Origin of the sequence: Micromonospora sp. NPDC047730 (genome assembly GCF_043204765.1) — a bacterium.
In the GTDB taxonomy this organism is placed as follows: Bacteria; Actinomycetota; Actinomycetes; order Mycobacteriales; family Micromonosporaceae; genus Micromonospora.
Map to the genome: position 1 here is coordinate 224001 of NZ_JBIDCU010000005.1, position 24063 is coordinate 248063.

The 24063-nt window shown below is 75.8% G+C and carries 18 protein-coding genes; 8 read left to right on the forward strand and 10 right to left on the reverse strand.

The window, feature by feature from the left end:
- Window positions 1-66: 66 nt before the first annotated feature.
- Together ACGF5G_RS15085 and aspS are read right to left on the reverse strand one after the other, a co-directional pair.
- On the reverse strand, window positions 67-1122 hold the full coding sequence (locus tag ACGF5G_RS15085; protein ID WP_393262990.1) for an FUSC family protein: 1056 nt from the start codon (window positions 1120-1122) through the stop codon (window positions 67-69).
- Window positions 1123-1142: 20 nt separating this feature from the next.
- On the reverse strand, window positions 1143-2429 hold the full coding sequence (aspS, locus tag ACGF5G_RS15090) for an aspartate--tRNA(Asn) ligase (protein WP_393262993.1): 1287 nt from the start codon (window positions 2427-2429) through the stop codon (window positions 1143-1145).
- A 407-nt stretch (window positions 2430-2836) separates the two neighbouring features.
- Here aspS and lipA point away from each other — a divergent pair, with 407 nt between their 5' ends.
- Window positions 2837-3886 carry a lipoyl synthase gene (gene lipA, locus ACGF5G_RS15095; RefSeq protein WP_393262996.1) on the forward strand — a complete coding sequence of 350 codons (1050 nt, stop codon included), beginning with the start codon at window positions 2837-2839 and terminating at the stop codon, window positions 3884-3886.
- A gap of 75 nt (window positions 3887-3961) precedes the next feature.
- Here lipA and ACGF5G_RS15100 read toward each other — a convergent pair whose 3' ends face one another.
- Window positions 3962-6859 (reverse strand): AAA family ATPase, encoded by a 2898-nt coding sequence (locus tag ACGF5G_RS15100; protein ID WP_393262998.1) that lies wholly within the window; start codon window positions 6857-6859, stop codon window positions 3962-3964.
- 272 nt (window positions 6860-7131) lie between these two features.
- Window positions 7132-7302: a hypothetical protein gene (locus tag ACGF5G_RS15105; protein WP_393263001.1), complete on the reverse strand. Its 171-nt coding sequence runs from the start codon at window positions 7300-7302 to the stop codon at window positions 7132-7134.
- Between the two features lie 195 nt (window positions 7303-7497).
- Between ACGF5G_RS15105 and ACGF5G_RS15110 the strand changes: the two genes are divergently transcribed.
- Window positions 7498-8187 carry a DUF4191 domain-containing protein gene (locus ACGF5G_RS15110; protein ID WP_350679779.1) on the forward strand — a complete coding sequence of 230 codons (690 nt, stop codon included), beginning with the start codon at window positions 7498-7500 and terminating at the stop codon, window positions 8185-8187.
- A 227-nt stretch (window positions 8188-8414) separates the two neighbouring features.
- Here ACGF5G_RS15110 and ACGF5G_RS15115 read toward each other — a convergent pair whose 3' ends face one another.
- The gene (locus ACGF5G_RS15115) at window positions 8415-8816 is read right to left on the reverse strand and encodes an RDD family protein (protein ID WP_393263003.1); all 402 of its coding nucleotides are present in this window, start codon (window positions 8814-8816) and stop codon (window positions 8415-8417) included.
- Window positions 8817-9079: 263 nt separating this feature from the next.
- Between ACGF5G_RS15115 and glnA the strand changes: the two genes are divergently transcribed.
- The 3 genes from glnA (at window position 9080) to ACGF5G_RS15130 (ending at window position 12200) form a co-directional block, all read left to right on the forward strand.
- Window positions 9080-10504, forward strand: a complete 1425-nt coding sequence (gene glnA, locus ACGF5G_RS15120; RefSeq protein WP_393263005.1) for a type I glutamate--ammonia ligase — start codon at window positions 9080-9082, stop codon at window positions 10502-10504.
- Window positions 10505-10827: 323 nt separating this feature from the next.
- Window positions 10828-11193, forward strand: coding sequence for a PadR family transcriptional regulator (locus ACGF5G_RS15125; RefSeq protein ID WP_393263008.1), 366 nt, complete (start codon window positions 10828-10830; stop codon window positions 11191-11193).
- Window positions 11190-12200 carry a hypothetical protein gene (locus tag ACGF5G_RS15130; protein WP_393263011.1) on the forward strand — a complete coding sequence of 337 codons (1011 nt, stop codon included), beginning with the start codon at window positions 11190-11192 and terminating at the stop codon, window positions 12198-12200. The genes ACGF5G_RS15125 and ACGF5G_RS15130 overlap by 4 nt, the downstream gene beginning before the upstream one ends.
- Before the next feature lie 229 nt (window positions 12201-12429).
- Here ACGF5G_RS15130 and mptB (ACGF5G_RS15135) read toward each other — a convergent pair whose 3' ends face one another.
- Entirely contained in the window at window positions 12430-13875 is a 1446-nt protein-coding gene (gene mptB / locus ACGF5G_RS15135) for a polyprenol phosphomannose-dependent alpha 1,6 mannosyltransferase MptB (RefSeq protein ID WP_393263317.1), read from the reverse strand.
- 103 nt (window positions 13876-13978) lie between these two features.
- A complete protein-coding gene (gene mptB, locus ACGF5G_RS15140) occupies window positions 13979-15379 on the reverse strand; it encodes a polyprenol phosphomannose-dependent alpha 1,6 mannosyltransferase MptB (protein WP_393263014.1) in 1401 nt (466 codons plus the stop codon).
- A gap of 44 nt (window positions 15380-15423) precedes the next feature.
- Here mptB (ACGF5G_RS15140) and ACGF5G_RS15145 point away from each other — a divergent pair, with 44 nt between their 5' ends.
- Complete coding sequence (locus ACGF5G_RS15145; protein ID WP_393263017.1) at window positions 15424-17085, forward strand: hypothetical protein; 1662 nt, start codon at window positions 15424-15426, stop codon at window positions 17083-17085.
- A 113-nt stretch (window positions 17086-17198) separates the two neighbouring features.
- A complete protein-coding gene (locus ACGF5G_RS15150) occupies window positions 17199-17927 on the forward strand; it encodes an SAM-dependent methyltransferase (protein WP_393263020.1) in 729 nt (242 codons plus the stop codon).
- 79 nt (window positions 17928-18006) lie between these two features.
- On the opposite strand, the gene ACGF5G_RS15155 is transcribed toward ACGF5G_RS15150, so the two are convergent.
- Together ACGF5G_RS15155 and ACGF5G_RS15160 are read right to left on the reverse strand one after the other, a co-directional pair.
- Entirely contained in the window at window positions 18007-21030 is a 3024-nt protein-coding gene (locus tag ACGF5G_RS15155) for a bifunctional [glutamine synthetase] adenylyltransferase/[glutamine synthetase]-adenylyl-L-tyrosine phosphorylase (RefSeq protein ID WP_393263022.1), read from the reverse strand.
- Window positions 21030-21797, reverse strand: coding sequence for a type 1 glutamine amidotransferase (locus tag ACGF5G_RS15160; RefSeq protein ID WP_393263025.1), 768 nt, complete (start codon window positions 21795-21797; stop codon window positions 21030-21032). The genes ACGF5G_RS15155 and ACGF5G_RS15160 overlap by 1 nt, the downstream gene beginning before the upstream one ends.
- A gap of 223 nt (window positions 21798-22020) precedes the next feature.
- On the opposite strand from ACGF5G_RS15160, the gene ACGF5G_RS15165 reads away from it, so the two are divergent.
- The gene (locus ACGF5G_RS15165) at window positions 22021-22896 is read left to right on the forward strand and encodes an LD-carboxypeptidase (protein WP_393263319.1); all 876 of its coding nucleotides are present in this window, start codon (window positions 22021-22023) and stop codon (window positions 22894-22896) included.
- A 154-nt stretch (window positions 22897-23050) separates the two neighbouring features.
- On the opposite strand, the gene ACGF5G_RS15170 is transcribed toward ACGF5G_RS15165, so the two are convergent.
- A complete protein-coding gene (locus tag ACGF5G_RS15170) occupies window positions 23051-23932 on the reverse strand; it encodes a virginiamycin B lyase (protein WP_393263028.1) in 882 nt (293 codons plus the stop codon).
- Between the last annotated feature and the right edge of the window lie 131 nt (window positions 23933-24063).

Here is a 24063-nt window from a genome sequence, read left to right on the forward strand (position 1 = left end):
CACTCACGCTGCCCCGGCCCGGCCTGACCGCCGACGGGCACCGGGCACCCGCTCACGCCCCGGCGGTCAGACCTGATCGGCCGGTTCGGGCGGGTGCTCCGGCGCACCGTCGCAGCGCCGGAGCCAGGGCTGGCACAGGACGACGGCCCCGCCGATGGCGGCGCCGATCACCGTCTCGACGCCCCGGTCGACGAGCAGCGACCCCACCAGGCGGGCCGCCGCGAGCTGACCCATCAGCAGGGCCATCGGCGTGATGAACAGCAGCGCCAGCCCGTAGTTGCGCCCCACCAGCAGCTCGGTGACGATCTGGAGCGCCGCCACCACCAGGACGGTGGCGACCGGCGAGAACCCCGGCGCGAGCAGGGCCGCGCTGGTCAGCAGCCCGAGCAGGGTGCCGACGATCCGGTGCCCGGCGCGCACCAGCTGGGCGGTGACGCCCCGGGCGCTGAGCGGCACCACCGCCGCCACCATCGCCCAGTACGGATGCCCGATCCCGATGGCCGTCGCCGCGCCGCCGGCCAGCACCACGGCGACGGCGTAGCGGACCGGCTCCCAGGTCCACACGTGGCGCAGCCGCGCGGGCCGGCTCCGCTGCCGCCGCAAGACACTGCCGACGGCACCGACGAGCAGCGCGAACAGGCTGCTGAGCCCGGCCACGGCCGCCGCGGTCGGCACGTCGGAGACCGCGTGCGGCACCGACGCCGCGGCGCCGAACCCGAAGACGAGGAAGAGCGGTCCCGGCGGGTGCCAGTCCTGCGCGGCGGCGAGCACGGCACCCGCCGCCGCGACGGCCGCCGCGGTCGGCACCGCGACCCACGCGCGCGACTCCAGGGAGCCGACCAGCACCCCGAGCACCACCGACGCGGTGAGGGCCGCCCCGGCGCTCGCCTGCATCGCCGCCCGGGACAGGTGCACGTGGTTGCGCCCGTAGAGCGAGGTGAACGCGCCGAACGCGGCGTACAGGGACCAGTCCGGGTGGCCGGCCGCCAGCACCGCGAGCAGCGGCACGAGGACGCTGACGCCGGCCCGCAACGCGACCCGGTGGGTGCCGTGTGCCTCGCGGAGGTGCAGCAGGTCGCGCAGCGTCGCCCGGAACCGCTCGCCCATCACCTTCCACCGCACCCCCGCTCCTTCATATACCGCTACGGGGTGAGCCGGTGCAGGTCGCGTGGGAAGGCGGTCACCTCCCGGACGTTGGCCGCGCCGGTCAGCCGGGCCACGAAGCGTTCCAGCCCGATGGCGAAACCGCCGTGCGGCGGCATCCCGTGCCGGAACGCGTCGACGTAGCCGGCGTACGGCTCGACGGGCTCGCCGCGCGCCGCGAGCGCCGCCAGGTAGTCGGCGTGCCGGTGCAGCCGCTGCCCGCCCGTCACCAGCTCCAGCCCCCGGAACAGCAGGTCGAACCCGTTGGAGTACGCGGGCCGTGCCGGGTCGGGATGGGTGTAGAAGGGCCGCTTCGCCATCGGGTAGCCGGTGACGAAGAGGAACTCGGAGCCGTGCTCCCGCCGCGCCCACTCCCCCAGCGCCCGCTCGTGCGCCGGGGCGAGGTCCGGCTCGTCGGCCGGCGCGCCGGCGATCTCCAGGGCCTCGGTGAAGTGCACGGCGGGGATCTCCGCCGGCACCTCGGGGGCCTCGACGCCGAGCGTGGCGAGCGCGGAGCCGGCCCGCCCGCGTACCGCGTCGAGCATGCCGGCCACCGTATGCCGCAGCACGGCCATCACGTCCCGGTGGTCGGTGACGAAGCCGAGTTCGGCGTCGAGCGAGGTGTACTGCGCCAGGTGCCGCACCGTGTCGTGCGGCTCCGCCCGGAACACCGGCCCGACCTCGTAGACCCGCTCGAAGACGCCAACCATGAGCTGCTTGTAGAACTGCGGCGACTGGGCCAGGTACGCGGGCCGTCCGAACCAGTCCAGCGCGAACACGTTCGCCCCGCTCTCGGTGGACGAGCCGACCACCTTCGGCGTGTGGATCTCCACGAAGTCGCGGGCGTCGAGCGCGGCGCGGAAGCCGGCCACCGCCGCCGCCGAGACGCGCAGCGCCGCCGAACGGGTCGGGTGGCGCAGCGCCACGGGCGCGTGGTCGAGCTGGGTGGGCAGGCTCGCGGTCAGGGCCGGCCGGTAGAGGTCGAACGGCGGCGGCACGGCGGGCGGGCCGAGTGGTCGTACGGTCGGCTCGGCGACCTCGACCCCGGCGGGAGCGGTCGGGTTCGCGACCACCGTGCCGGTGACCTCGACGACGGTCTCCTCGGTCAGTTTCTCCAGGTCGGCACGGACGGCCGGGTCGGCGACCACCACCTGGGCGAGGCCGGCGGCGTCCCGGACGATCAGGAACGCCACCGACTTGAGCAGCCGGCGGCGGTGCACCCAGCCGGCGATCCGGACGGTTGCGCCGACATGGGCGGAGAGCTGGTGGGAAAGGATGCGTTGCACGGCGGTTACCTCCTCGATCAATCGCAACGCGATCCCCGGGAGGTGTGGGCGAGCGGGAGCCTCGCGGTGCCACCACACCTTCGCCCCCGCTGACGGGGGCCTCGTTTCGTCGCCTTTTCACCGGGGCCAGCCGGGCGGGCTCTACTTGGCGTGGTTAGGAAGGGCCCCCTCCTCTACCGGAGGCGTTAGAAAGGTGCCCTTCCTTACACGCCGTTCTTCCCGCAGCTCGGGAGGGTCTTCGCGGTCCGGCGCCAGACCGCCTCACAGCAACCGGCGGCTCTCTCGGCTGGCGGATCGGGCCGCTACTCGGCTCCGTCACAGCTCTGCCGGGAACCGTAGCACCCCGCCGGCGCGTACTGTGACGCGATTTTCCCGCCTCCGGTGTCCGGCGTCACAAGGCTTCCGGCGTGACGCCGGTCGCCCGCGGTACATCGACGGCGGCCGTCGGGCGTAGGCTCGGTTTTGTGACGATCGAGCACTCCGCGCCGACGACCGGCCAGGTAGCGCGCACCGCGACGCCCGCCCCCGAGGGGCGGCGTCTGCTCCGCATCGAGGCGCGCAACGCCGAGACGCCGATCGAGCGCAAACCACCGTGGATCAAGGTCAAGGCCAAGATGGGGCCGGAGTACACCCAGCTGCGCGGGCTCGTCTCGCGCGAGGGGCTGCACACCGTCTGCCAGGAGGCCGGCTGCCCCAACATCTACGAGTGCTGGGAGGACCGGGAGGCCACCTTCCTCATCGGTGGCGACCAGTGCACCCGGCGCTGCGACTTCTGCCAGATCGACACCGGCAAGCCGGCCGAGTTCGACGCCGACGAGCCGCGCCGGGTGGCCGAGTCGGTGGTCTCGATGGGCCTGCGCTACGCGACCATCACGGGCGTGGCCCGGGACGACCTGCCCGACGGCGGCGCCTGGCTCTACGCCGAGACCGTCCGGCAGATCCACGCCCTTCAGCCCGGCTGCGGCGTGGAGCTGCTGATCCCCGACTTCAACGCGGTGCCCGAGCAGCTCGCCGAGGTCTTCGGCGCCCGGCCGGAGGTGCTCGCGCACAACGTGGAGACCGTGCCGCGGATCTTCAAGCGGATCCGGCCGGCGTTCCGCTACGAGCGCTCGCTGGACGTGATCCGGCAGGCCCGCGCCGATGGGCTGGTCACCAAGTCCAACCTGATTTTGGGCATGGGCGAGGAACGCGCCGAGGTCTCCCAGGCGCTGCGTGACCTGCACGACGCCGGCTGCGAGCTGATCACCATCACGCAGTACCTGCGCCCCTCCCCGCGGCACCACCCGGTCACCCGCTGGGTGAAGCCGGAGGAGTTCGTCGAGCTGCGCGAGGAGGCCGAGGAGATCGGCTTCGCGGGCGTGATGAGCGGGCCGCTGGTGCGCTCGTCGTACCGGGCCGGCCGGCTCTACCGGCAGGCGCTGGAGGCCCGCGAGGGCACCCAGGTCACCGCGGGCTGACCCACCCCGGCCGGCGCGCCGGCACCGCCGCACGTCGCGGCGAGCCTCCGCCCCCGGGCGACCCTCGATCGAGGGTCAGCGGGGGGCGGTGGGCTCGCCGAGCAGGCCGAGGCGGTGGGCCAGCGCGGCGGCCTCCACGCGGTTGCTCACGTCGAGCTTGGCGATGATCCGGGAGACGTGCACGCTGGCCGTCTTCGGCGAGATGAAGAGCTGCTCGGCGATCCGGCTGTTGCTGTGCCCCTCCGCGACCAGGCGCAGCACCTCCCGCTCGCGCAGGGTGAGCAGGTCCGCGCCGGGGCGGCCCCGGGTGGCCCCGCGCAGGCCGACCCGGCGGGCCAGCGTGGCGGCCTGCTCCGCGAGCGGCGCCGCGCCGAGCCGATCGGCGATCGCGGCGGCCTCGCCCACCGCCGCCGCCACCTCGTCCCGCTCCCCCGCCGCGGCCGCCGCCTCGGCGAGCGCCAGCAGCGCGCGTCCGAGCGGGTACGGCTGCCCGTCCGCCCGCCACGCCGCGACCGCCGCCCGCCACGCCGCAAGCGCCTGGTCACCAGCCGTCAGGAGGGCGCCCACCTGGGCGGCGTGCGCCCGCTCGGCCGGGCAGCGGGCCGGCAGGCCGGCGGCGAGCGCGGACACCGCGGCGGCCAGCTCGGGGTCGCCGGCCCGGGCGGCCGTGCGGGCGACGGCGCTGAGCACCGGCCAGCCCTCGCGGGGTAGCTGCGGCAGGCGCTCGTCGGCCAGCGCCGCGTGGGCCGCGCGTACGGCCTCGGCGGGGTCGTCGGCCGCCAGCGCCGCCTCGATCCGCAGCTCCCGCAGCGGCAGCCGGTGGTTCGGCCACAGGTAGGGCCGGGCCAGGAAGCCGAGGGCGCGGCCCACCAGTTCGTCCGCGGCGGGGTGGCCCCGGGCCAGCCGCAGGCCGGCGCGGAGCTGGAGCCAGTGCAGCCCCGACACGCCCGGCAGGTCGATCCGGGCGGCGTCCGCGCAGGCGGCGTCGGCCTCGTCCCAGCGGCCCAGGGCGATCAGCGCCTCGGCCTGGTTCGACAGCAGGTAGGCGCCGGTGGAGCGGCTGATGCCGACCCGCCGCGCCTCGGTCACCCCGGCGGCGGCCGCGTCGGCCGACTCGGCGTACCGGCCCAGCTCGAAGAGCACGTCGGAGAGGTGGACCAGGGCGCTCACCAGCGCCGGCGCGTTCCCGGCCGCGCGGGCCCGTTCCGCCACCCGGCGCAGCTCGGCCAGGCCGAGGTCGACCGAGGCCGCGGTGCGGCAAAGCAGCACGATCCGGGCCGGCAGCAGCTCCAGGTCCTCGCCGAGCGCCTCGGCCGCCGCCGTCGCCTCGGCCGCGAGCGCGCCGGCCTGCTCGGGGTCGATCCTGATCAGGTGCGCCGCGATGTCGGCGAGGAGCCGGACCCGCTCCGGCCCGTCCGGCACCCCCGAGGCCAGCCGGTACGCCTCCCGCAGCTCCGTCGTGCCGTCGCTCTTGCCGAGCATGGCCAGCATCCGGCCGCGCCGGTCCAGCAGCCGCGCGGCGCGCAGCGGCTCGGCGTCGGTGTCCACCTCGGCCAGGGCGGCCCGGGTGAGGGTGAGCGCGCGCTGGTAGTCGCCGGCGGTGGTGGCCGCCGCGATGGTCTCCTCCAGCACCGCGAGGTGGTCCATGTCGAGCCGGTCGGCCGCGTCGGGCACCAACTCCCACAGCTCCAGCACCCGCTCCAACAGCCGGCTCTGCTCCGCGTACGCGTACCGGTCGGCGGCGGCGCGGGCGGCGGTGCGGGCGGTCACCAGGGCGCGGGGGTGGTCGTGGGCGGCGTACCAGTGGTGGGCGATCTCGGCCGGGGCGCGGCCGGCGACGACCAGGTGCGGCTGCGCCTCGATGGCCGCCGCGAAGCGGGCGTGCAGCCGGGCGTGCTCACCGGGCAGCAGCTCGTCGTGCACCGCCTCGCGGACCAGGGCGTGCCGGAACTCGTAGTCGCCCTCCGGGTCGGCCACGACGAGCTGGGCGGCGACGGTGGCGCGCAGCGCGTCCTCCAGCTCGGGCTCGGGCAGCCCGGCCACCTCGGCGATGAGCTGGTGGGCGAAGCGGGTGCCGCCGGCGGCCGCGATGCGCAGCACCCGCTGGGCCGGGTCGGGCAGCCGGTCCACCCGGGCCAGCAGCAGGTCGCGCAGCGTCTCGGGCAGCGCGGCGCAGCCGACCGGGCCGCCGGCCGCGGCCAGTTCCTCGATGAAGAACGGGTTGCCCTGGGTGCGGTCGTGGATGTGGTCGACCGCCCGGGCGAGCGGCTCGGTGCCGAGCAGGTCGGCCAGGATCGCGCCGGTGCCGTCCCGGTCGAGGCGGCCCAGCTCGATCCGTTCGACGCCGCGGGCCCGGTCCAGCTCGGCGAGGAAGGGCCGCAGCGGGTGCCCGCGGTGCAGCTCGTCGGTGCGGTAGGTGCAGACCAGCAGCAGCCGGGCGGTGCGGGCGGCCCGCACCAGGAAGGCGATGAGGTCGCGGGTGGACCGGTCGGCCCAGTGCAGGTCCTCGATCACCAGCACCAGGGGCTGCCCGGCGGCGAGCCGCTCGAACAGCTCGGCGACCAGGTCGAACAGGTAGCCGCGCGGGGCGTCCGAGACCGGCGCCGGGGCGGGCGCGGCGACACCGACCGGCCCCCGGGCCAGCTCCGGCAGGAGGCGGGCGAACTCCGCCTCGTACCCGTCGAAGACGCCGGGGCCGTCGCGGCGCAGCACCGCGCGCAGCGCCGCCGCGAACGGCGCGAAGGGCAGGCCGGCCTCGCCGAGTTCGAGGCACTGGCCGACCAGCAGGCGGGCCCCGGCGTCGGTGGCCGACCGGCCGAACTCCTCCGTCAGCCGGGTCTTGCCCACCCCGGCCTCGCCGCCGACCAGCACGGTGGTCGGCTCGCCGGCGCGGGCCCGGGCGAGGGCGTCACGCAGGGCCGCGAGTTCCGGCTGTCGGCCCACGAGGACGGTGCTGGCGGCGCGTGCGGTCACGGCACCGAGCATGCCACGCCCCTCGCCGCCCTCGATTCCGCTGACCGGCCGGCCGGCGACCGACGGCCCGGCCGTCGCCTGGGCAGGCTGCCCGCCGGACGGCGGAGCGGGCCCGCTGCACGGCGCGGGCCGCGGCGGGGCGCCGGCCCCCGCCGGGACGGTGACGGCCCCCGCCGGGACGGTGACGGCCCTCGACGGGTCGGTGGCGGCCCCCGGCGGCACGATGGCGGCCCCCGGCGGCACGATGGCGGCCGCCGGGGGCGCGGGGGCGCTCACCGGCGGACGGCGCCGGCGCGGCCCGGGTGCTGCCACCGGCTGAGCCAGCCGCGCGTGGAGCGGCGTGGCAGGGCACGGGCGAGCCGGTCGGCCGCGGCATCGGCGCGCAGCTCGGCGGCGTGCGTACGGTGGATGGAGAGGATGAAGTCCGCGTCGGTGCCGAACATCTCGGGCTCCCTGAGGTCGTCGTCGCTGTCGACTCTGACTCTCCGCGCGAAGGTGCCCACGGGGCATGGGTAAGCCGCCTGATCTTCGCCCGCTCCCCCGCCTTACTCCCCACCCCTGCGGGCGGTACGGCGGCGTAAGGTACTCAGCCCGGCCGCGGGTGATCGCGGCGTACGGCGACCACTAGACTCAGCGGCATGGCAAAGCCCCAGGAGAAGGTCTCGTTCGGCCAACGGCTGAAGCAGATCGGGATGGTGTTCAAGTTCACCGCCAAGCAGGACAGGTGGTTCGCCCCGCTGGCCGCCGGCGCGGTGCTGATCCCGCTCGCGCTCACCGTGGTCGCGGTCCTGCTCTGGGGCTGGATCTGGCTGCCGCTGGGCATCCTGCTCGCCCTGCTCTGCCTGCTGATCGTGCTCAACCTGCGGTCCAACCGGGCGATGATGAACGCGGCCGAGGGGCAGCCGGGCGCGGCGGCCCAGATCATGGAGAGCATGCGCGGCGACTGGCGGGTCACCCCGGCCGTCAGCTCCACCACCCAGATGGACATGGTCCACCTGGTCATCGGCCGGCCCGGCGTGATCCTGCTGGCGGAGGGCAACCCGCAGCGGGTGCGCGGCCTGCTCGGCCAGGAGAAGCGACGGCTTGCCAAGGTCATCGGCAACGCACCGCTGCACGACTACGTGATCGGGCAGGAGGAGGGCCAGCTGCCGGTCCGCAAGTTGCGGATGACCCTGATGCGGCTGCCGCGCACGCTCAGCGGCAAGGACGTCAACTCCCTCGACAAGCGGCTCAAGGCGCTCACCGCCCGCCCGCAGATGCCCAAGGGCGCGATCCCGAAGAACATGCGGCCCCCGCGCGGCGCGTTCCGCCAGTCGCGCGGTCGCTGACCCAGCGGGACGTACGCAACGAGAGCCGGGCCCTGTCGGGCCCGGCTCTCGCGTCTCTCCCCCTCCCCCTCCCCCTCCCCCTCTCCCTCCCCACCCCCGCCCCTCCCGCTCCTCGGCGATCTTGCAGTTTCGGCCCTACTTCTGCCGCTTATGCCCCGTTCGTCCGGGCAGGAAGTGCAAGATCGCGGGAGGGAGGAGGGACGGGCGGGGAGGGGAGGGGACGGGGGTCAGGGGCGGGGGGCGTTGGTGACGACCGAGCCCGCGAGGCGGTCGTGCAGGCCGCGGCGGTGGTTGTCCATCAGCAGGGCCGGCACGACGAGGGCGAGCAGCACGCCGCGCAGCAGCGCCCGGACGAGGCCGATGCGCCCGCCGTCGGCCCAGGCGACGCAGCGGATCTTCGTGATGAACATGCCCGGCGTCTGGGCGAACAGCCCGAGGAAGAAGCCGTACTCCAGGATCAGCACCAGCACGGGCGCCCACCCGTCGCGGACCGGGTCTGCGAAGCCCCGGGCGGCGAGGAGGCAGAGCACCCAGTCGATCACCAGCGCGCCGAACCGGCGGCCCAGGCTGGGCGGGGTGAAGGCAAGATCGGACGCGGGCGGCACGGGGCGGTCAGGCGGGTTGCTCACAACGGTCAAGGGTATCCAGGACGTACGGGCGGCTCGGGGACGGCCGCGAGCACCCCGAGCGCAAAAAGGGACCAAAGCGAGCAAGTGTCAATACACTGGCACAGCCGGTGGTGTTCCGTCACCCGCTCGCCCCCGCCGGAGCAGCGCGGATGACGCTCCGCGAGGGACGTAACACGGCAGAAACACTCAAGACATGGCCGGGCAACCACCCGGCCATAGCGTCGCCAAGAGCCCAGCCACCCGTGGACGTGCCAGGAGGACGTGTGTTCGCCAATCCCGAGGAACTCCTGCGATACCTCAAGAACGAGGACGTGAAGTTCGTCGACGTACGTTTCTGTGACCTGCCCGGCGTGATGCAGCACTTCAACCTGCCGGTCGAGTCCGTCGACGACGAATTCTTCACCGAGGGCCTGGCCTTCGACGGTTCGTCGATCCGCGGTTTCCAGGCGATCCACGAGTCGGACATGCTCCTGCTCCCGGACGTCGCCACCGCCTTCATCGACCCCTTCCGGGCGCAGAAGACCCTCGCGCTCAACTTCTTCATCCACGACCCGTTCACCCGCGAGGCCTACAGCCGGGACCCGCGCAACGTGGCGAAGAAGGCCGAGGCGTACCTGGCGGCCAGCGGCATCGCCGACACCGCCTACTTCGGCGCGGAGGCGGAGTTCTACATCTTCGACTCCATCCGCCACGAGACCTCGGCGCACCAGTCGTTCTACTACATCGACTCGATCGAGGGCGCCTGGAACACCGGCCGCGAGGAGCCGGGCGGCAACCGCGGCTACAAGACCCCGTACAAGGGCGGCTACTTCCCGGTGCCGCCGGTGGACCACTACGCCGACCTGCGCGACAGCATCGTGCGCCGGCTGGTCGACACCGGGTTCACCGTGGAGCGCTCGCACCACGAGGTGGGCACCGCCGGCCAGTCCGAGATCAACTACCGGTTCTCGACCCTGCTGCACGCGGCCGACCAGCTCCAGCTCTTCAAGTACATCGTGAAGAACGAGGCGTGGGTCAACGGCAAGACCGCCACCTTCATGCCGAAGCCGCTCTTCGGCGACAACGGCTCCGGCATGCACACCCACCAGAGCCTGTGGCTGAACGGCGAGCCGCTGTTCTACGACGAGACCGGCTACGCCGGCCTGTCGGACATGGCCCGCTGGTACATCGGTGGCCTGCTGCACCACGCCCCGTCGCTGCTGGCCTTCACCAACCCGACGGTCAACTCGTACCGCCGGCTGGTGCCGGGCTTCGAGGCGCCGGTCAACCTGGTCTACTCGCAGCGCAACCGCTCCGCCTGCACCCGCATCCCGGTGACCGGCAGCAACCGGAAGGCCAAGCGCGTCGAGTTCCGCGTGCCGGACCCGTCGGCCAACGTCTACCTGGCCTTCGCGGCGATGATGATGGCCGGCCTGGACGGCATCAAGAGCAAGATCGAGCCGCCGGCGCCGATCGACAAGGACCTGTACGACCTGCCGCCGGAGGAGTGGGGCGACGTCAAGCAGGTGCCGGGCTCGCTGCCCGAGGTGCTCGACGCGCTGGAGGCCGACCACGACTACCTGCTCGACGGCGGCGTCTTCACGCCCGACCTGATCTCCACCTGGGTCGAGTGGAAGCGGACCAACGAGGTTGACCCGGTGCGCCTGCGCCCGACCCCGCACGAGTTCGCCATGTACTTCGACTGCTGACCTGAGATCAGGAAGAAGGCCCTGGGTTCGCCCAGGGCCTTCTTCCTTGCCACCAGCGACTCCACCGTTCCACTCCGACCGGGCCGGCTCCGCTACTCGCGGGTCGGTGGAACACCATGGGTGTCACCGGAGCCCTTTGACACCCATGGCGTTCCACTCGGCGCGACCGATCCGCTGGGGGCGCGCGGGCGTCCAGGGCAGCGCGGGCGTCCAGGGCAGCGCGGGCGTCCAGGGCAGCGCGGGGGCGACGCGGGTGGAGCGGTTTCTCCGACCGGTCGCGTTACGGCCGCCTGCATACCTTCGCGTCCGTTATATTGCGGGGCGTGGACACTCCGCTGCGCGAACCCACCTTCCTGATCCTCACCGCGCTGGCCGGCGAGCCGATGCACGGCTACGGCCTGATCGGCGAGGTCGCCGCCCTCTCCGACGGGCGCGTGGCGCTGCGGCCGGGCACCCTCTACGGCGCGCTCGACCGGCTGGTCGACGCCGGCATGGTCGAGGTCGACCGGGAGGAGGTGGTGGACGGGCGGCTGCGCCGCTACTACCGCCTCTCCCCCACCGGCGACGCCACCCTCACCGCCGAGACCGAGCGCCTGCGCCGCAACGTCGAGGCGGCCACCGCCCGGCTGCGCACCCGCGCGGCGAAGGCCCGGCCGACGGCGCCGCGCGTCGCGGGAGGGCTGGCATGACGGACCTGGAACGCCGCTACCTGCGCCTGCTGCTCGCCTATCCCGCCGACTACCGGCGGGCGCGCGGCGCCGAGATCGTCGGCACGTACCTCGACCTGGCCGGGCCGGAGCGGCGCTGGCCCTCCCCGGCGGACGCCGCGGACCTGCTGCGCGGCGGCCTCCGCCAGCGGCTGCGGGCCGCCGGGGCCGCCGACCTGATCCCGGGCGTACGCCTCGCCGCCGTCCTCGCCTTCCTCACCGCGACCGCGCTGGCGGCGGCCTGGTCGGTGCTGGAACTGCACCCGCCACCGGCGCAGTGGGGCGTGCCGAGCGCCGGGCCGTTCGTCTCGCTCGGGATCGGCGTGTGGGCCGCCTGGCTGCTCGCCGCGGCGGTGCACGCGGTGGCACCGGGCCGCTGGACCCGCCGCGCCGTGGCCCTCGCCCTGCTACTCACGGCGGCGGTCGTGCCGGTCGCGGCCCTCGCCGGCCTGCCCCGCCCGCCGCTGTACGTACTGCTGCCGCAGGTCGGGCTGGGGCTGCTGGCGCTCGGCCTACCCGAGCGGCTTTCGGTGGCGGTTCAGGCGATGCCCCTGCTCGCCGTCGTCGCCTCCGGTGTCGCGCAGGTCAACCTGCTGCCCCGCAACGACTTCTTCGTCAGCTACTACGGCTGGACGGCCAGCCAGATCCTGCCCGGCGCCGCCGTGGCGCTGCTCGCCACGGTGCTGCTGCTCGGCACGGGTCTGGCCCTGCGGGCCGACCACCGAGGCGGTTGGGCGCTGCTGGTGCTGCTGACCCCGGTCGGCCTGCTCTCGCTGCACACCCTGGCCGGCGTGGTGGACGGCCTGCTGCACGGCGCGCCCCAACCGGGCTGGTCCGCGCTCGCCGCGACGGCCGTCGTGATCGGCCTGGCCGGCCCCGCGCTGCTGCCGCTGACGATCGCCCTGCGCAAGCGTGTGCGCGCACCCAGGCCGGTCGGAATTGACACCCGCTGCCCGACGTGCGGGCGCAGCGCCGAGCGGGTCCCGTAGGACCAGTCGCAGCGGCACCCGCGCGGCCGGTGGAACGCCATGGCTGTCACAGGAGGGTTTTGACAGCCATGGCGTTCCACTCGACGCGGCCGATCCGCGACGGCGAGCGGCGGCGGATCGCTTCAGGGGCCGGCCGGACGGCACACGGTGTCGCCGACGCACACCACGCCGGTGGTGGCGTTGCCCGGCAACGGTTCCTCGGCCGTGCTCATCCCACGATCATGACCCGTCAGCCATGGTGCGCGGCACGGGACCGGCGCAGCCGGAGCAGGCCCCACACCGCCAGCCCGGCGACCAACGCGGTCATCGCCAGCGCGCCCGGGGCCTTGCTGAACCGGGCCAGGCTGGCGCCGTCGGGCAGGGTGAGGAAGGCCGCCGCCGCGCAGGGCAGCACGAACCAGGTGGTCCGGGTCGCGGCGACCGCGAGCAGGGCCAGCGGCCAGGTGGCGTACCAGGGGTGGAAGACCGGGGCGAGGAGGACCGTGGCGGCCAGCGCCAGCCCCGCGCCGAGCAGGGCCACCCGGGGGCGGGCGGCGTCCAGGCGGGCCACCCGCTGCCGGACGTCGTTCAGCCCGCGCAGCTCCGACCAGGCCCGCCACCACAGCGCCGCCACGAGCACGGCGAGCAGCAGCAGCGCCGCCGCGCGGGTAACCGGCACCGCGGCCGGGTCCCGGCCGACGAGCCCGCCCGTGTAGTCGACGACGAAGCCCACCGCCGTCGGCGGGGACGTCCACTGCTCGGAGTCGCCGCTGCGGCTCAGCCCGCCCACCCAGCCGAGCCCGAGCCCGGACAGCAGCGAGGCGACCGCCACCGCGCCGAGCGCCCCGCCGGCCAGCCACCCGGCGTCGCGCAGCAGCGCCCGGACGGTGTAGCGGCCCAGCACCGCGGCCAGCGCCGCGAAGGGGAGCACCACCACGGCGGTGGCCTTCACCGTCACCGCCAGCCCGAGTAGCGCCCCGGCCACCAGCAGCGGCTTCGGCTTGCCGGGCCGGCGGACCAGCACCAGCAGGCCCAGCAGCAGCAGGCCGAGCATCACCGCGTCGTTGTGCGCGCCAGCCACCAGGTGCACCCCGACCAGCGGGCAGGCCAGCACCAGCCAGGCCGCCCGGCGGGTGGGCACGCCGGCCGCCCGGGCCAGCCCCGGCAGGCAGAGGGCGGCCAGCAGCAGCCCGGCGACGGAGACCAGCCGGAGCGCCACGACCGTACCCACCAGGCCGCCGCCGAGGGTCACGGCGAGCGCGGCGAGCAGCACGAAGAACGGCCCGTACGGCGCGGGCGTGTCCCGCCAGAGCGGCGCGACCGACTCCACCCAGGGGCAGCCGGCCTCGGCCACCCCGGTCGCGTACGGGTCGACGCCGTGCGCGTACGCCCAGCCCTGGCAGGCGTAGGAGTAGACGTCCCGGCTGCCCAGCGGCGGGGTGACCAGCAGCGGCAGCGCCCACAGTCCGGCGGTCAGGTACGCCCACCGCGTCGACGGCGCGCCCCGGCGCAGCGCCCACCAGGCGCCGACCAGCAGGGCCGTGCCGACCAGCCAGGCGCCCAGCACCGGCGGCCCGGTGTCCGACCGCCAGCGGTCCGCCGGGGTGGCGTCCAGCGGGATCGACGGCAGCGCCCCGCCCAGCCAGCCGGCGACGGCCAGCAGCACCGCCCCGGCCAGGCCGGCGTACCGGGCCAGGCGGGCGGCGCCGGGCGTCGGCGGGGTGTCGGGCGAGGTGGGCCGCGAGGTGACGGGCGGGGTCGGCGGCGGGGAGCCGGGAGTGGTCACCGGCGTCCTCTCCTCAGTCCACGGCGGCCGGCCGGCGGGCCGCCCGAGCCGACCGTACCAAGCGGACGGCCACCACGATCACCAACAGCGTCATCAGCGGGGCGCCGACCGTCTTGCTGTACCGCGCCAGCCCGGTGCCGTCCGGTAGGACCAGGAACGCCGAGACGATCGCGACGACCGCGAACCAGCCGGTGCGCCGCGACGTGGCCGCGAGCACGGCCAGCGGCCAGACCCAGTACCAGGGGTGGAACAGCGGGGCGAGCGCGACGGTGGCGGCCAGCGCCAGGCCGGCGTGCCACAGCGGCTCCCGGGTGCGGGCCCGCCACCACAGCCAGATCAGCACCAGCGCGAGCACCGCCATCCCGATCCCCCGGGTGACCGGCAGCGGGTCGCCGTGCCAGCCGAACGGCGCGGCGAGGTAGGCGACGGTCTGCCCCACCGCCGTCGACGGCGAGGTCCAGGCGATCACCAGGCCGCCCTGCTCCAGCCCGGTGACCCAGCCGAAGCCGAGGCCGGTGGCGAGGGTCGCGCCGACGACCGCCGCGAGCGCCCCGCCGACGACCCACCCGCCGTCGCGGAGCAGCGCCCTGATCGAGTACGCCCCGACGATCGCGGCGAGCGCCGCGAACGGCACCACCACCAGCGCGGTGATCTTGACGGCGGCGGCGAGGCCGAGCAGCGCTCCCCCGGCGAGCAGCGGACCGGGGCGGCCCGGCCGGGCCGCCACCACCGCCAGCCCGGCCACGAGCAGCCCCACCATCAGGGCGTCGTTGTGCGCCCCCGAGACCAGGTGCACCCCGATCAGCGGCGAGCCCAGCGCCAGCCAGACCGCCCGGCCGGCCGGCACACCGCAGCGCCGGGCCAACACCGGCAGGCAGGCCGCGGTCAGCCCCACCCCGGCCACCGCGAGCAGCCGGAACAGCACGATGCTGCCGTACAGCGACCCGGTCGCCTCCACCACCGCCCCGGCGAGCAGCACGAACAGCGGCCCGTACGGCGCCGACGTGTCCCGCCAGATGTAGGAGATGGTGTCCAGCCACGGGCACGGCAGCGCCGAGACGCCCTGCTCGTACGGGTTGATGCCGGCGGAGTAGCTGGCGCCCTGGCAGGCGTACGCGTAGACGTCCCGGCTGCCCAGCGGCGGCGCGACCAGCAGCGGCAGCAGCCAGAGCCCAACGGTGACCAGGGCCCACCGGGTCGACGGCACCCGGCCGCGCAGCGCCCACCAGGCGTACGCCATCAGCCCGGTGCCGACCGCCCAGGCGGCGATGATCAGCGGGCCGTGCGGGCCCTGCCAGATGCTGACCGGGGTGGGGCGCAGGTCGCCGTCGGGCAGCGCTCCGCCGAGGAACGCGGCCACGGCGAGCAGCGTCGAGCCGGCCAGGCCGATCCAGCGCGCGAGGTGGTGAGGCACGCCGGACATGCTGCCAGTACGGTGGTCGCGGTACGGAGGTGGGCATGCGGCGCAGTCGGGTGGTGGCGGTGGCCACCGCGTCCGCCGTGCTCCTCGGGGTGACGTGTCTCGCCCTCCCGCCGACCGGTTCCGACCTCGCCGCGCAGGTCGCCCGGGCCGACTTCTTCGCCGCCCACGGCCTCGCCCCGGTCGACCTGCGCTGGTACGGCGGGGTCCAGCAGTTCGGCTACAGCCTGGTCTCCCAGCCGGTGATGGCGCTGCTCGGGGTACGGGTCACCGGCGCGCTGGCGCTGGTGGCGGCGGCGACCGCGTTCGCGGCGCTGCTGGTGCGCACCGGGGTGCCGCGGCCACTGCTCGGCAGCCTGGTCGGGGTCGTCACGATCGCCGGCAACCTGGTATCGGGCCGGGTGACGTACGGCCTCGGGGTGGCCTTCGGCCTCGGCGCGCTGCTCGCCCTCACCCTTCCCCCCGGCCCGGACGGGCGGGCGCGGCGACGGCAGCTCGCGCGGCTCGGGCTGGCGGTCGCCGGGGCGCTGCTGGCCTCGGCGACGAGCCCGGTGGCGGGCCTCTTCGTCGGCCTGGCCGGCGCGGCGCTGCTGCTCACCCGCCGGTACGCCGACGGCCTGGCGCTCGGCGTCGCCGCCGCGCTGCCGCTCGGGGCGACCGCGCTGCTTTTCGGCGACGGCGGCTGGATGAACATCAGCCGCACCGACACGCTGCGCGCCGTGCTGACCAGCCTGCTGGTCGCCGCGCTGGTGGCGTACCGGCCGGTGCGCGTGGGTGCGCTGCTCTCGGCGGCCGGGGTGCTGGCGGCGGCGCTGGCGCACACCCCGGTCGGGCTGAACGCCACCCGGCTGGCCGTCATGTTCGCCCTTCCACTGCTGGCCGCCGCCGCCCGCCCCCCGGCCCGGCTGACCCGGTGGTGGGCCCGACGCGGCCGGGGCGCGGCGGGCTCGGCCCGGCCGTCACCCGGGGACTCCTCGGCCCGCTCGCCGTCGCAGGGGCGGGGCACGGTCCGGGGCCGCGTCGCGCTGGCCGCGCTGCTGCTGGCGGTGTGCTGGTGGCAGCCGCCGGTGCCCCCCGCCGACCTGCGCAGCGTCGACGACCCGACCGGCCGGGCCGCGTACTTCGCGCCGCTGCGGGAGTTCCTCGACGGGCAGCGGCTCACCGGCCGGGTCGAGGTGCCGCCGACCCGCAACTACTGGGAGGCGGCGAGGCTGGGCGAGGTGCCGCTGGCCCGGGGCTGGCTGCGGCAGGCCGACATCGACCGGAACCCCCTCTTCTTCACCACCGTCCCGGGCGCGGCCGGCACCGGGGTGCCGCTGACCGCCGCGAGCTACCGGGACTGGCTGGCCGAGAACGCGGTGCAGTTCGTCGCGGTGCCGGACGCCCCGCTGTCGTGGGTGGGGCGGGCCGAGGCCGAGCTGGTCACGGGCGGCCTGCCGTATCTCACGCCCGTCTGGTCCGGCCCGCACTGGCGGGTCTGGGCGGTCGCCGAGCCGACCCCGATCGTCGGCGCGCCGGCCGACCTCGTCGCGCGGGACGGCGCCTCGGTGACCTTCCAGGCGCCGGCCGCCGGCACGGTGCCGGTCCGGGTGCGGCACAGCAGGTGGCTGACCGCCTCCGGCGGCGCCACCGTCGCCGCCGACGGCGACTGGACCGCGGTGACCGTGCCACGCGCCGGAACGTACCGCCTCGGCAGCTGACCAGGGCGTCTCCCGTCCTTTTGCCATCTCGGCAACGTTCCTTGCTCCTTCCGCCGGCGCCGCGCACGATCGACGCGACAGGTCACCGAGGGCAGCGCACAGGAGGACGAGACGTGCACCACGACGCGACGGCCGGAGACCCCCGGCAGGGCCACCACCATCATCACCACCACGACGCTCCGGCGGCGCCGGTGGTCGCCCCGCGGCCGCACCCGGACGTGGACGACGAGACCGCGCGGTTCTGGGAGGAGCTCTACCAGCGGCGCGACCGGGTCTGGAGCGGCCGGGCGAACCCGGTCCTGGTCGAGGTCGCCGGGGCGCTGCCGGCCGGCGCCGTGCTGGACCTCGGCTGCGGTGAGGGCGGCGACGCGATCTGGCTGGCCGGGCAGGGCTGGCGGGTGACCGCGGTCGACGTCGCCGAGACCGCCCTCGCCCGGGCTTCCGAGGAGGCGTCCGCCGCCGGGGTCGCCTCCCGCATCGAGTTCCGCCGGCACGACCTCACCCGGACCTTTCCGCCGGGCTCGTTCGACCTGGTCTCCGCCCAGTTCCTCCAGTCGCCGCTGGAGTTTCCCCGGGCACGGCTGCTCCAGTCGGCGGCCCGGGCCGTGGCCCCCGGCGGCCGGCTGCTCGTCGTCGAGCACGGCGAGGTCCCGCCGTGGGGGCGCGCCAACCACCCGGACGTGCGCTTCCCCACCCCGCAGGAGACCTTCGCGTCGCTCGACCTCGACCCCGACCGGTGGCACACCGAGCGGCTCGACGCGTCCCGCCGCCAGGCCACCGGCCCGGACGGCGAGACCGGGACCCTGGTCGACAACGTGGTGCTGGTCCGCCGCACGCGGTAGCTTCGGCGGCGGCCGGAGCACCCCGGCCGGGCCGCTGCCGGCCGGCACGGACTCGATCAGCCTGCCGGGCCCGGCCGGCTCAGGCGTCGAGGACCCGTTCCATCGCCGCGCGGGAACGGCGGCCGGTGCGCAGGTACTCGTCGAGGAACTCGCCGGGATCGTCCCGGCCGAGTAGCCGGACCACCCCGGCCAGCTCGACGCCGTGCCGGGGCAGCTGGTCACCGGCCCGGCCGCGCACCAGCATCAGCGCGTTGCGGACCTGCGCGGCCAGGGTCCAGCCGGCCGCCATCTCGGTGGCGTCCGTCGGGTCGACCAGGCCCGCGTCCCGGGCCGCCGCGAGGGCGTCGAGCGTACGCGTGCCGCGCAGCTCCGGGACCGTCCCGGCGTGCCGGAGCTGGAGCAGCTGCACCGCCCACTCGACGTCGGCGAGGCCGCCCCGCCCGAGCTTGGTGTGGGTGGCCGGGTCGGCGCCCCGGGGCAGCCGCTCGTGCTCCACCCGCGCCTTGATCCGCCGGATCTCCACCACCTGCTCGCGGGTCAGCCCGTCGGCCGGGTAGCGGACCGGGTCGACCATCGCCTCGAACTCCGCGCCGAGGTCGGCGTCGCCGCAGACGAACCGGGCGCGCAGCAGCGCCTGCGCCTCCCACACCTTCGACCAGCGGGCGTAGTACTGCGCGTACGCGGCGAGGCTGCGCACCAGCGGGCCCTGCCGGCCCTCCGGGCGCAGGTCGGCGTCCACGCCCAGCGGCGGGTCGGGCGCGGGCATGCCGAGCAGCCGGCGCAGTTCCTCGGCGATCGCGTGGGCGGCGGCGCTCGCCGCGCCGGCCGCGTTCCCGCCGGCCGGGGGATCGTAGACGAAGAGCACGTCGGCGTCGGAGAGGTAGTTCGACTCGTACCCGCCCAGGCGGCCCATGCCGATCACGGCGAAACGCAGCCCCGGCATGGGCGGCTGGGCCGCCCGGGCGGCCCGCAGCGCCGCGGCCAGGGTGGCGTCGGTGACGTCGGCGAGCGCGGTACCCACGGCGGTGACGTCGGCGAGGCCGAGCGCGGCCCGCCCGCCGTCGGGCCGGGGCGGCGACGGGGCCAACGAGCCGGCCCGGCTCAACAGGTCGGCGCAGGCGACGCGGACCAGCTCCCGGCGGCGCAGCGCGCGGATGGCCCGGGTGGCCTCGACGGGGTCGGCGTGCCGGGTCGCCGCGGCGGCGAAGCCCTCGCAGAGCACCCCCCTCGGCCGGGGGGTCAGCTCGCTCTCCTCGGCCAGCATCCGCAGCGCCTCCGGCTCACGGGCCAGCAGGTCGGCGGCGTAGCGGGAGGAGGAGAGCACCCGGGCCAGCCGGCGGGCCACCGGCCCGGAGTCGCGCAGCAGGCGCAGGTACCAGGGCGTGCTGCCGAGCTTGTCGGAGACCTGCCGGTAGTTGAGCAGGCCGCGGTCCGGCTCGGGGGCGTCAGCGAACTCGCTGAGCAGCACCGGCAGCAGGGTGCGCTGGATGGCCGCCGTGCGGCTCACCCCGCCGGTGAGCGCCTGGAGGTGCCGCAGCGCCCCGGCCGGGTCGGCGAAGCCGAGGATCTCCAGCCGGTGCCGGGCAGCCTCCGGGGTCAGCCGCAGCCCGTCGGCCGGCACCCGGGCCACCGACTCCAGCAGCGGCCGGTAGAGCAGCTTGGCGTGCAGCCGGCGTACCTCGGTGGCGTGGGTGACCCACTCGGCGCGGAACTCCTCGACGGCGCTGCGGCCCGGCGTGGCCGCGTAGCCCAGCGCGGCGGCCAGCCAGCGCAGCGCGGCCGGCTCCGTCGGCACGGTGTGGGTGCGGCGCAGCCCCTGGAGCTGAAGGCGGTGCTCGACGCCGCGCAGGAAGCGGTAGCCGCCCAGCAGCGCCTCCCCGTCGGCCCGGCCGACGTAGCCGCCGGCGACGAGCGCGCGCAGCGCCGGGACGGTGCCGGGCACCCGCAGCGACTCGTCGCCCCGGCCGTGCACCAGTTGCAGCAACTGGACGGCGAACTCGATGTCGCGCAGCCCGCCGGGGCCGCGCTTGATCTCGCGCTCCAGTTCCTTCGGCGGGATGTTGTCGATGATCTTCCGCCGCATGGCGCGGACGTCCTCGACCGCCTCGGGGCGCTCGGCGGCGCGCCACACCAGCGGGGCGAGCTGGTCGATCCACTCCCGGCCCAGCGTCAGGTCGCCGGCCGCCGGCCGGGCCTTGAGCAGCGCCTGGAACTCCCACGTCCGCGCCCAGCGCCGGTAGTAGGCGAGGTGGCTGGCCAGGGTCCGCACGAGCGGGCCACGGTTGCCCTCCGGCCGCAGGGCGGCGTCGACCGGCCAGGCGACCAGCCCGCAGACGTGGATCAGCCGGGTGGCGACCGTGGTGGCCGCGGCAAGGTCGTCGTCCTGCGCGGCCACGAAGATCACGTCGACGTCGGAGACGTAGTTCAGCTCGTCGCCGCCGCACTTGCCCATCGCCACGACGGCGAGCCGGGGCCGGGGGGTGCCCTCCGGCAGCTCGCCGACGGCGATCTCGTACGCCGCCGCGAGGGTCGCGTCGGCCAGCGCGGAGAGCGCGGCCATGGTCTGCTCCAGGCCCCGGCCGTCGGTCAGGTCGGCCGCCGCGATCCGCAGCAGCGCCAGCCGGTACGCCCTGCGCAGCACCGCGACCGGCTGCCCGGCGCCGGACAGGTCGAGCCGGCCCTCGGCGGTCGGCGCGAGCCCGTCCGGGGCGGTGCGCAGGGCCGCCCACTGGTCGGGGTTGGCGACCAGGTGGTCGCCCAGCGCCGAGGAGGCACCGAGGACGGCGATCAGCCGGTGGCGCAGCCCCGGGTCGCGCGCGAGCGCCTCCAGCAGCGCCGAACCGGCGGCTGCCGGACCGGCGGCCCGGCGCTCGGCCTCGACGATGCGGTGCAGCTGGCGCAGCGCCAGGTCCGGGTCGGCGGCCCGGGAGAGCGCGGCGAGCAACTCCGCCGCACGGTCGTCGGTCGGCTCCTGCACGTCCGGCCGCCACAGGCCCAGCCCGTCGGGGCCGAGCAGGTCGGCGGCGCGGGTGGCGCCGTCGCCGCCGACGATGCCGAACCCGTAGCGGGCGAGCCGTCCCGCGGCGCTGGTCGGCCGGCTCATCACTGCCCGAGCAGCGGCAGGCTGCGGCGGGACGGGTCGTCGCCCAGCTCGCCGAGGGCCAGCGCGGCGAACCGGGCGGCGAACGGCTGCCAGACCTCCTCGACGTCGACCATCACCGCGTGGCAGGCCGCCACCACCAGGTCCGTGTCGTAGCCCAGCTCGGCCAGCAGCGTCGAGTCGGCGGCCCAGTCGGCGATCATCGCGGTGTCGCACTCGATGTGGAACTGCAACCCCCAGGCCCGGTCACCGAGGCGGAACGCCTGGTGCGGGTAGCGGGTGGAGGCGGCCAGCAGGGTGGCGCCCCGGGGCAGCTCGGTGATCTCGTCGGAGTGCCACTGGAGCACGTCGGGGATCAGCGGGACGTAGCGGAACAGCGGGTCGGCGTCGGCGGCGTCCCGCTTGCCGACCACGCCGGGCCCGACCTCCGGCCCGGACGCGCTGCGCGCGACCTCGCCGGCGTGGGCGGTGGCCAGCAGCTGCGCGCCCAGGCAGATACCGAGGGTGGGCACCCGGTGCCGGACGGCCTTGCGGAGCAGCCCCTCGACGGCGGGGAACCAGGGCGCGCCGGGTGCGCCATCGGGCAGCGGATACGCCTGCTGCTCGCCGCCCAACACCACCAGCGCGGAGTATCCCTCCAGGTCGGCGGGGAGCTGGTCGCCGGCGTGCGCGCGTACCACCCACAGGTCGAGACCCGCCTCGGTCAGCCACTCGCCGAGCCGGCGGACGTCGTCGGTCGGGTCGTTCTCGATCACCAAAGCGGTAGCCACGACGTCGAGGCTAGCCGGTGACTCGGGCGGGCCCCGAACGCCTCCGCCGGCGCGGCGGCGGCCCCGACGGCCGACCGGACCAGCCGTCCCACGCTCGGCGGAGTGAGCCGACCCGTACGTGGACCGTGCCCCGCCGCGACTAGGCTCTGCCGCTGTGGCCGACCATGCCAGCACGACTCCCACCGCCGTACGACCGCCGGTGCTGCGCCCCGGCGACACGGTGATGCTGGTGTCGCCGTCGGGGCCGACCCGGCCCGAGCGGGTGGCCCGGGGCATCGAGCTGCTCACCGGCTGGGGGCTGCGGCCGGTGCTGGCGCCGAACGCGTACGCCCGGCAGGGTTACCTGGCCGGCGCGGACGAGCTGCGCGCCGCCGACCTGAACGCGGCGTTCGCCGACCCCGAGGTGCGCGGGGTGATCTGCACGCGGGGCGGGTACGGCGCGCAGCGGATCGTCGACGCGATCGACATGGCCGCCGTACGCCGGGACCCGAAGGTGGTCGCCGGGTTCTCGGACATCACCGCGCTGCAGCTCGCGCTGTGGCGGGGCGCCCGGCTGGCCGGCGTGCACGGCCCCGGGGCGGCCTGGCTGGACGAGCGCACCCCGCTGCGTTCGGCCGAGTCGCTGCACGCCGCCCTGATGACCACCGAGCCGGTGACGGTGCCGGCCGTCGCCGAGGAGGAGACGTTCCCGGTGCGGGTGCCCGGGCGGGCCAGGGGACCGCTGCTGGGCGGCAACCTCTGCCTGATCGTGGCGTCGCTGGGCACCCCGGACATGCCGGACCTGACCGGGGCGGTCCTGTTGGTCGAGGACGTGCAGGAACCGCCGTACAAGGTGGACCGGATGCTCACCCAGCTCCGCCGGGCCGGCGCGCTGGACGGGCTGGCCGGGGTGGCGGTCGGTCAGTTCACCGGCTGCGCGGACGGCTGGTCGACCAGCGTCGCCGACGTGCTCTCCGAGCGCCTCGGCGACCTCGGCGTCCCGGTCCTCGGCGGCCTGCCCGTCGGCCACGGCGTCGGCCAGCTCACCGTCCCGGTCGGCACCGACGCCACCCTCGACACGACGACGGCCACCCTCACAATCACCCCCGCCGTCCACTAACCCCCCCCACCCCCACCCCCGGCCCCCACCCCCCGGCCCAGCGTGGTTGATCATGAAGTTATTGGTGCGAAATGCCGGAATCGGCGCCAATAACTTCATGATCAACGGGGAGATTCCCGGGGGGGGTGGGCGGGAGGGGGGGAGGGGGGTGGGGTTAGGGGGTGAGGTGGGCCAGGGCGCCGGTTTCCAGGGCGGCCCAGACCGTGCCGTCGGGGGCGACCGTGATGCCGTGCGGCTCGGCGGCCGGGGTCGGGAGGTCGTGGGTGACGATCGTGCCGTCCGGGGCGACGTGGCCGATCCGGTTGCCGCCCCACTCGGTGAACCAGCAGCCGCCGGCCGGGTCGGCGGCGATCGCGTGCGGCCGGGCGGCCCGGTCCGGCAACGGGTACTCGTCGATCCGCCCGTCCGGGGTGATCCGGCCGAGCTGGCCGGCGCCGATCTCGACGAACCAGAGCGCGCCGTCCGTTCCGGCCGTGATGCCCACCGGGGCGGCGCCCTCGGTCGGCAGTAGGTGCAGCGCCACGGCGCCGTCCGTGCCCATCCGGCCGACCGCGTTCGCCCGGTTGAGCGTGAACCAGACGGCCTCGTCCGGGCCGGCGGCGACCATCGAGGCGAAGCCGCCGCTCACCGGCAGCGGAAACTGGGTCACCTCCCCGTCGGTGGTGACGCGGCCGATCGCGTCGGCGGTCATCGCCGCGTACCAGAGGGCGCCGTCGGGACCGGCGGCGATGCCGCAGGGGCCGCTTCCGGGCGGGAGCGCGACGGCGCTCTGCTCCCCGTCGGTGGTGATCCGGCCGATCCGGTCGTCGCCGGAGCGGGTGAACCAGAGGGCGCCGTCGGGGCCCGGCGTGACGATCAGCGGCCGGCTGTCGGCCGCCACCGGCCAGGTGCGCAGGTCGCCGTCCGCGCCCACCCGGGCGACCGCGCCGGCGTGGACCAGCGTCAGCCAGAGCGCGCCGTCGGGGCCGACGGTGATGCCGTACGGGCCGGCGTCCGCCCCGGTGAGCGGCACTTCCCGGATCTTCGCCAACGCCACGAGGGTCACCTTCCGTCGTCTGCTCCGCCCCGGTGGGGCCTGCCGACCGCCAACCCTGACCGCCGGCGCGCGCCACGGCAACCCGTTTGTCCGGCTCGGCGGGCGGATTGCCAGCTCGCTGACAGGTTCAC

Excerpts from the sequence above, each read along its gene's own strand:
- ACGF5G_RS15145 (WP_393263017.1), top strand. The coding sequence starts at position 15,424 with ATGCGGCGCAGTCGGGTGGTGGCGGTGGCCACCGCGTCCGCCGTGCTC.
- ACGF5G_RS15105 (WP_393263001.1), bottom strand. The coding sequence starts at position 7,302 with ATGTTCGGCACCGACGCGGACTTCATCCTCTCCATCCACCGTACGCAC.
- ACGF5G_RS15155 (WP_393263022.1), bottom strand. The coding sequence starts at position 21,030 with ATGAGCCGGCCGACCAGCGCCGCGGGACGGCTCGCCCGCTACGGGTTC.
- ACGF5G_RS15130 (WP_393263011.1), top strand. The coding sequence starts at position 11,190 with ATGACGGACCTGGAACGCCGCTACCTGCGCCTGCTGCTCGCCTATCCC.
- ACGF5G_RS15110 (WP_350679779.1), top strand. The coding sequence starts at position 7,498 with ATGGCAAAGCCCCAGGAGAAGGTCTCGTTCGGCCAACGGCTGAAGCAG.
- ACGF5G_RS15165 (WP_393263319.1), top strand. The coding sequence starts at position 22,021 with ATGCTGGTGTCGCCGTCGGGGCCGACCCGGCCCGAGCGGGTGGCCCGG.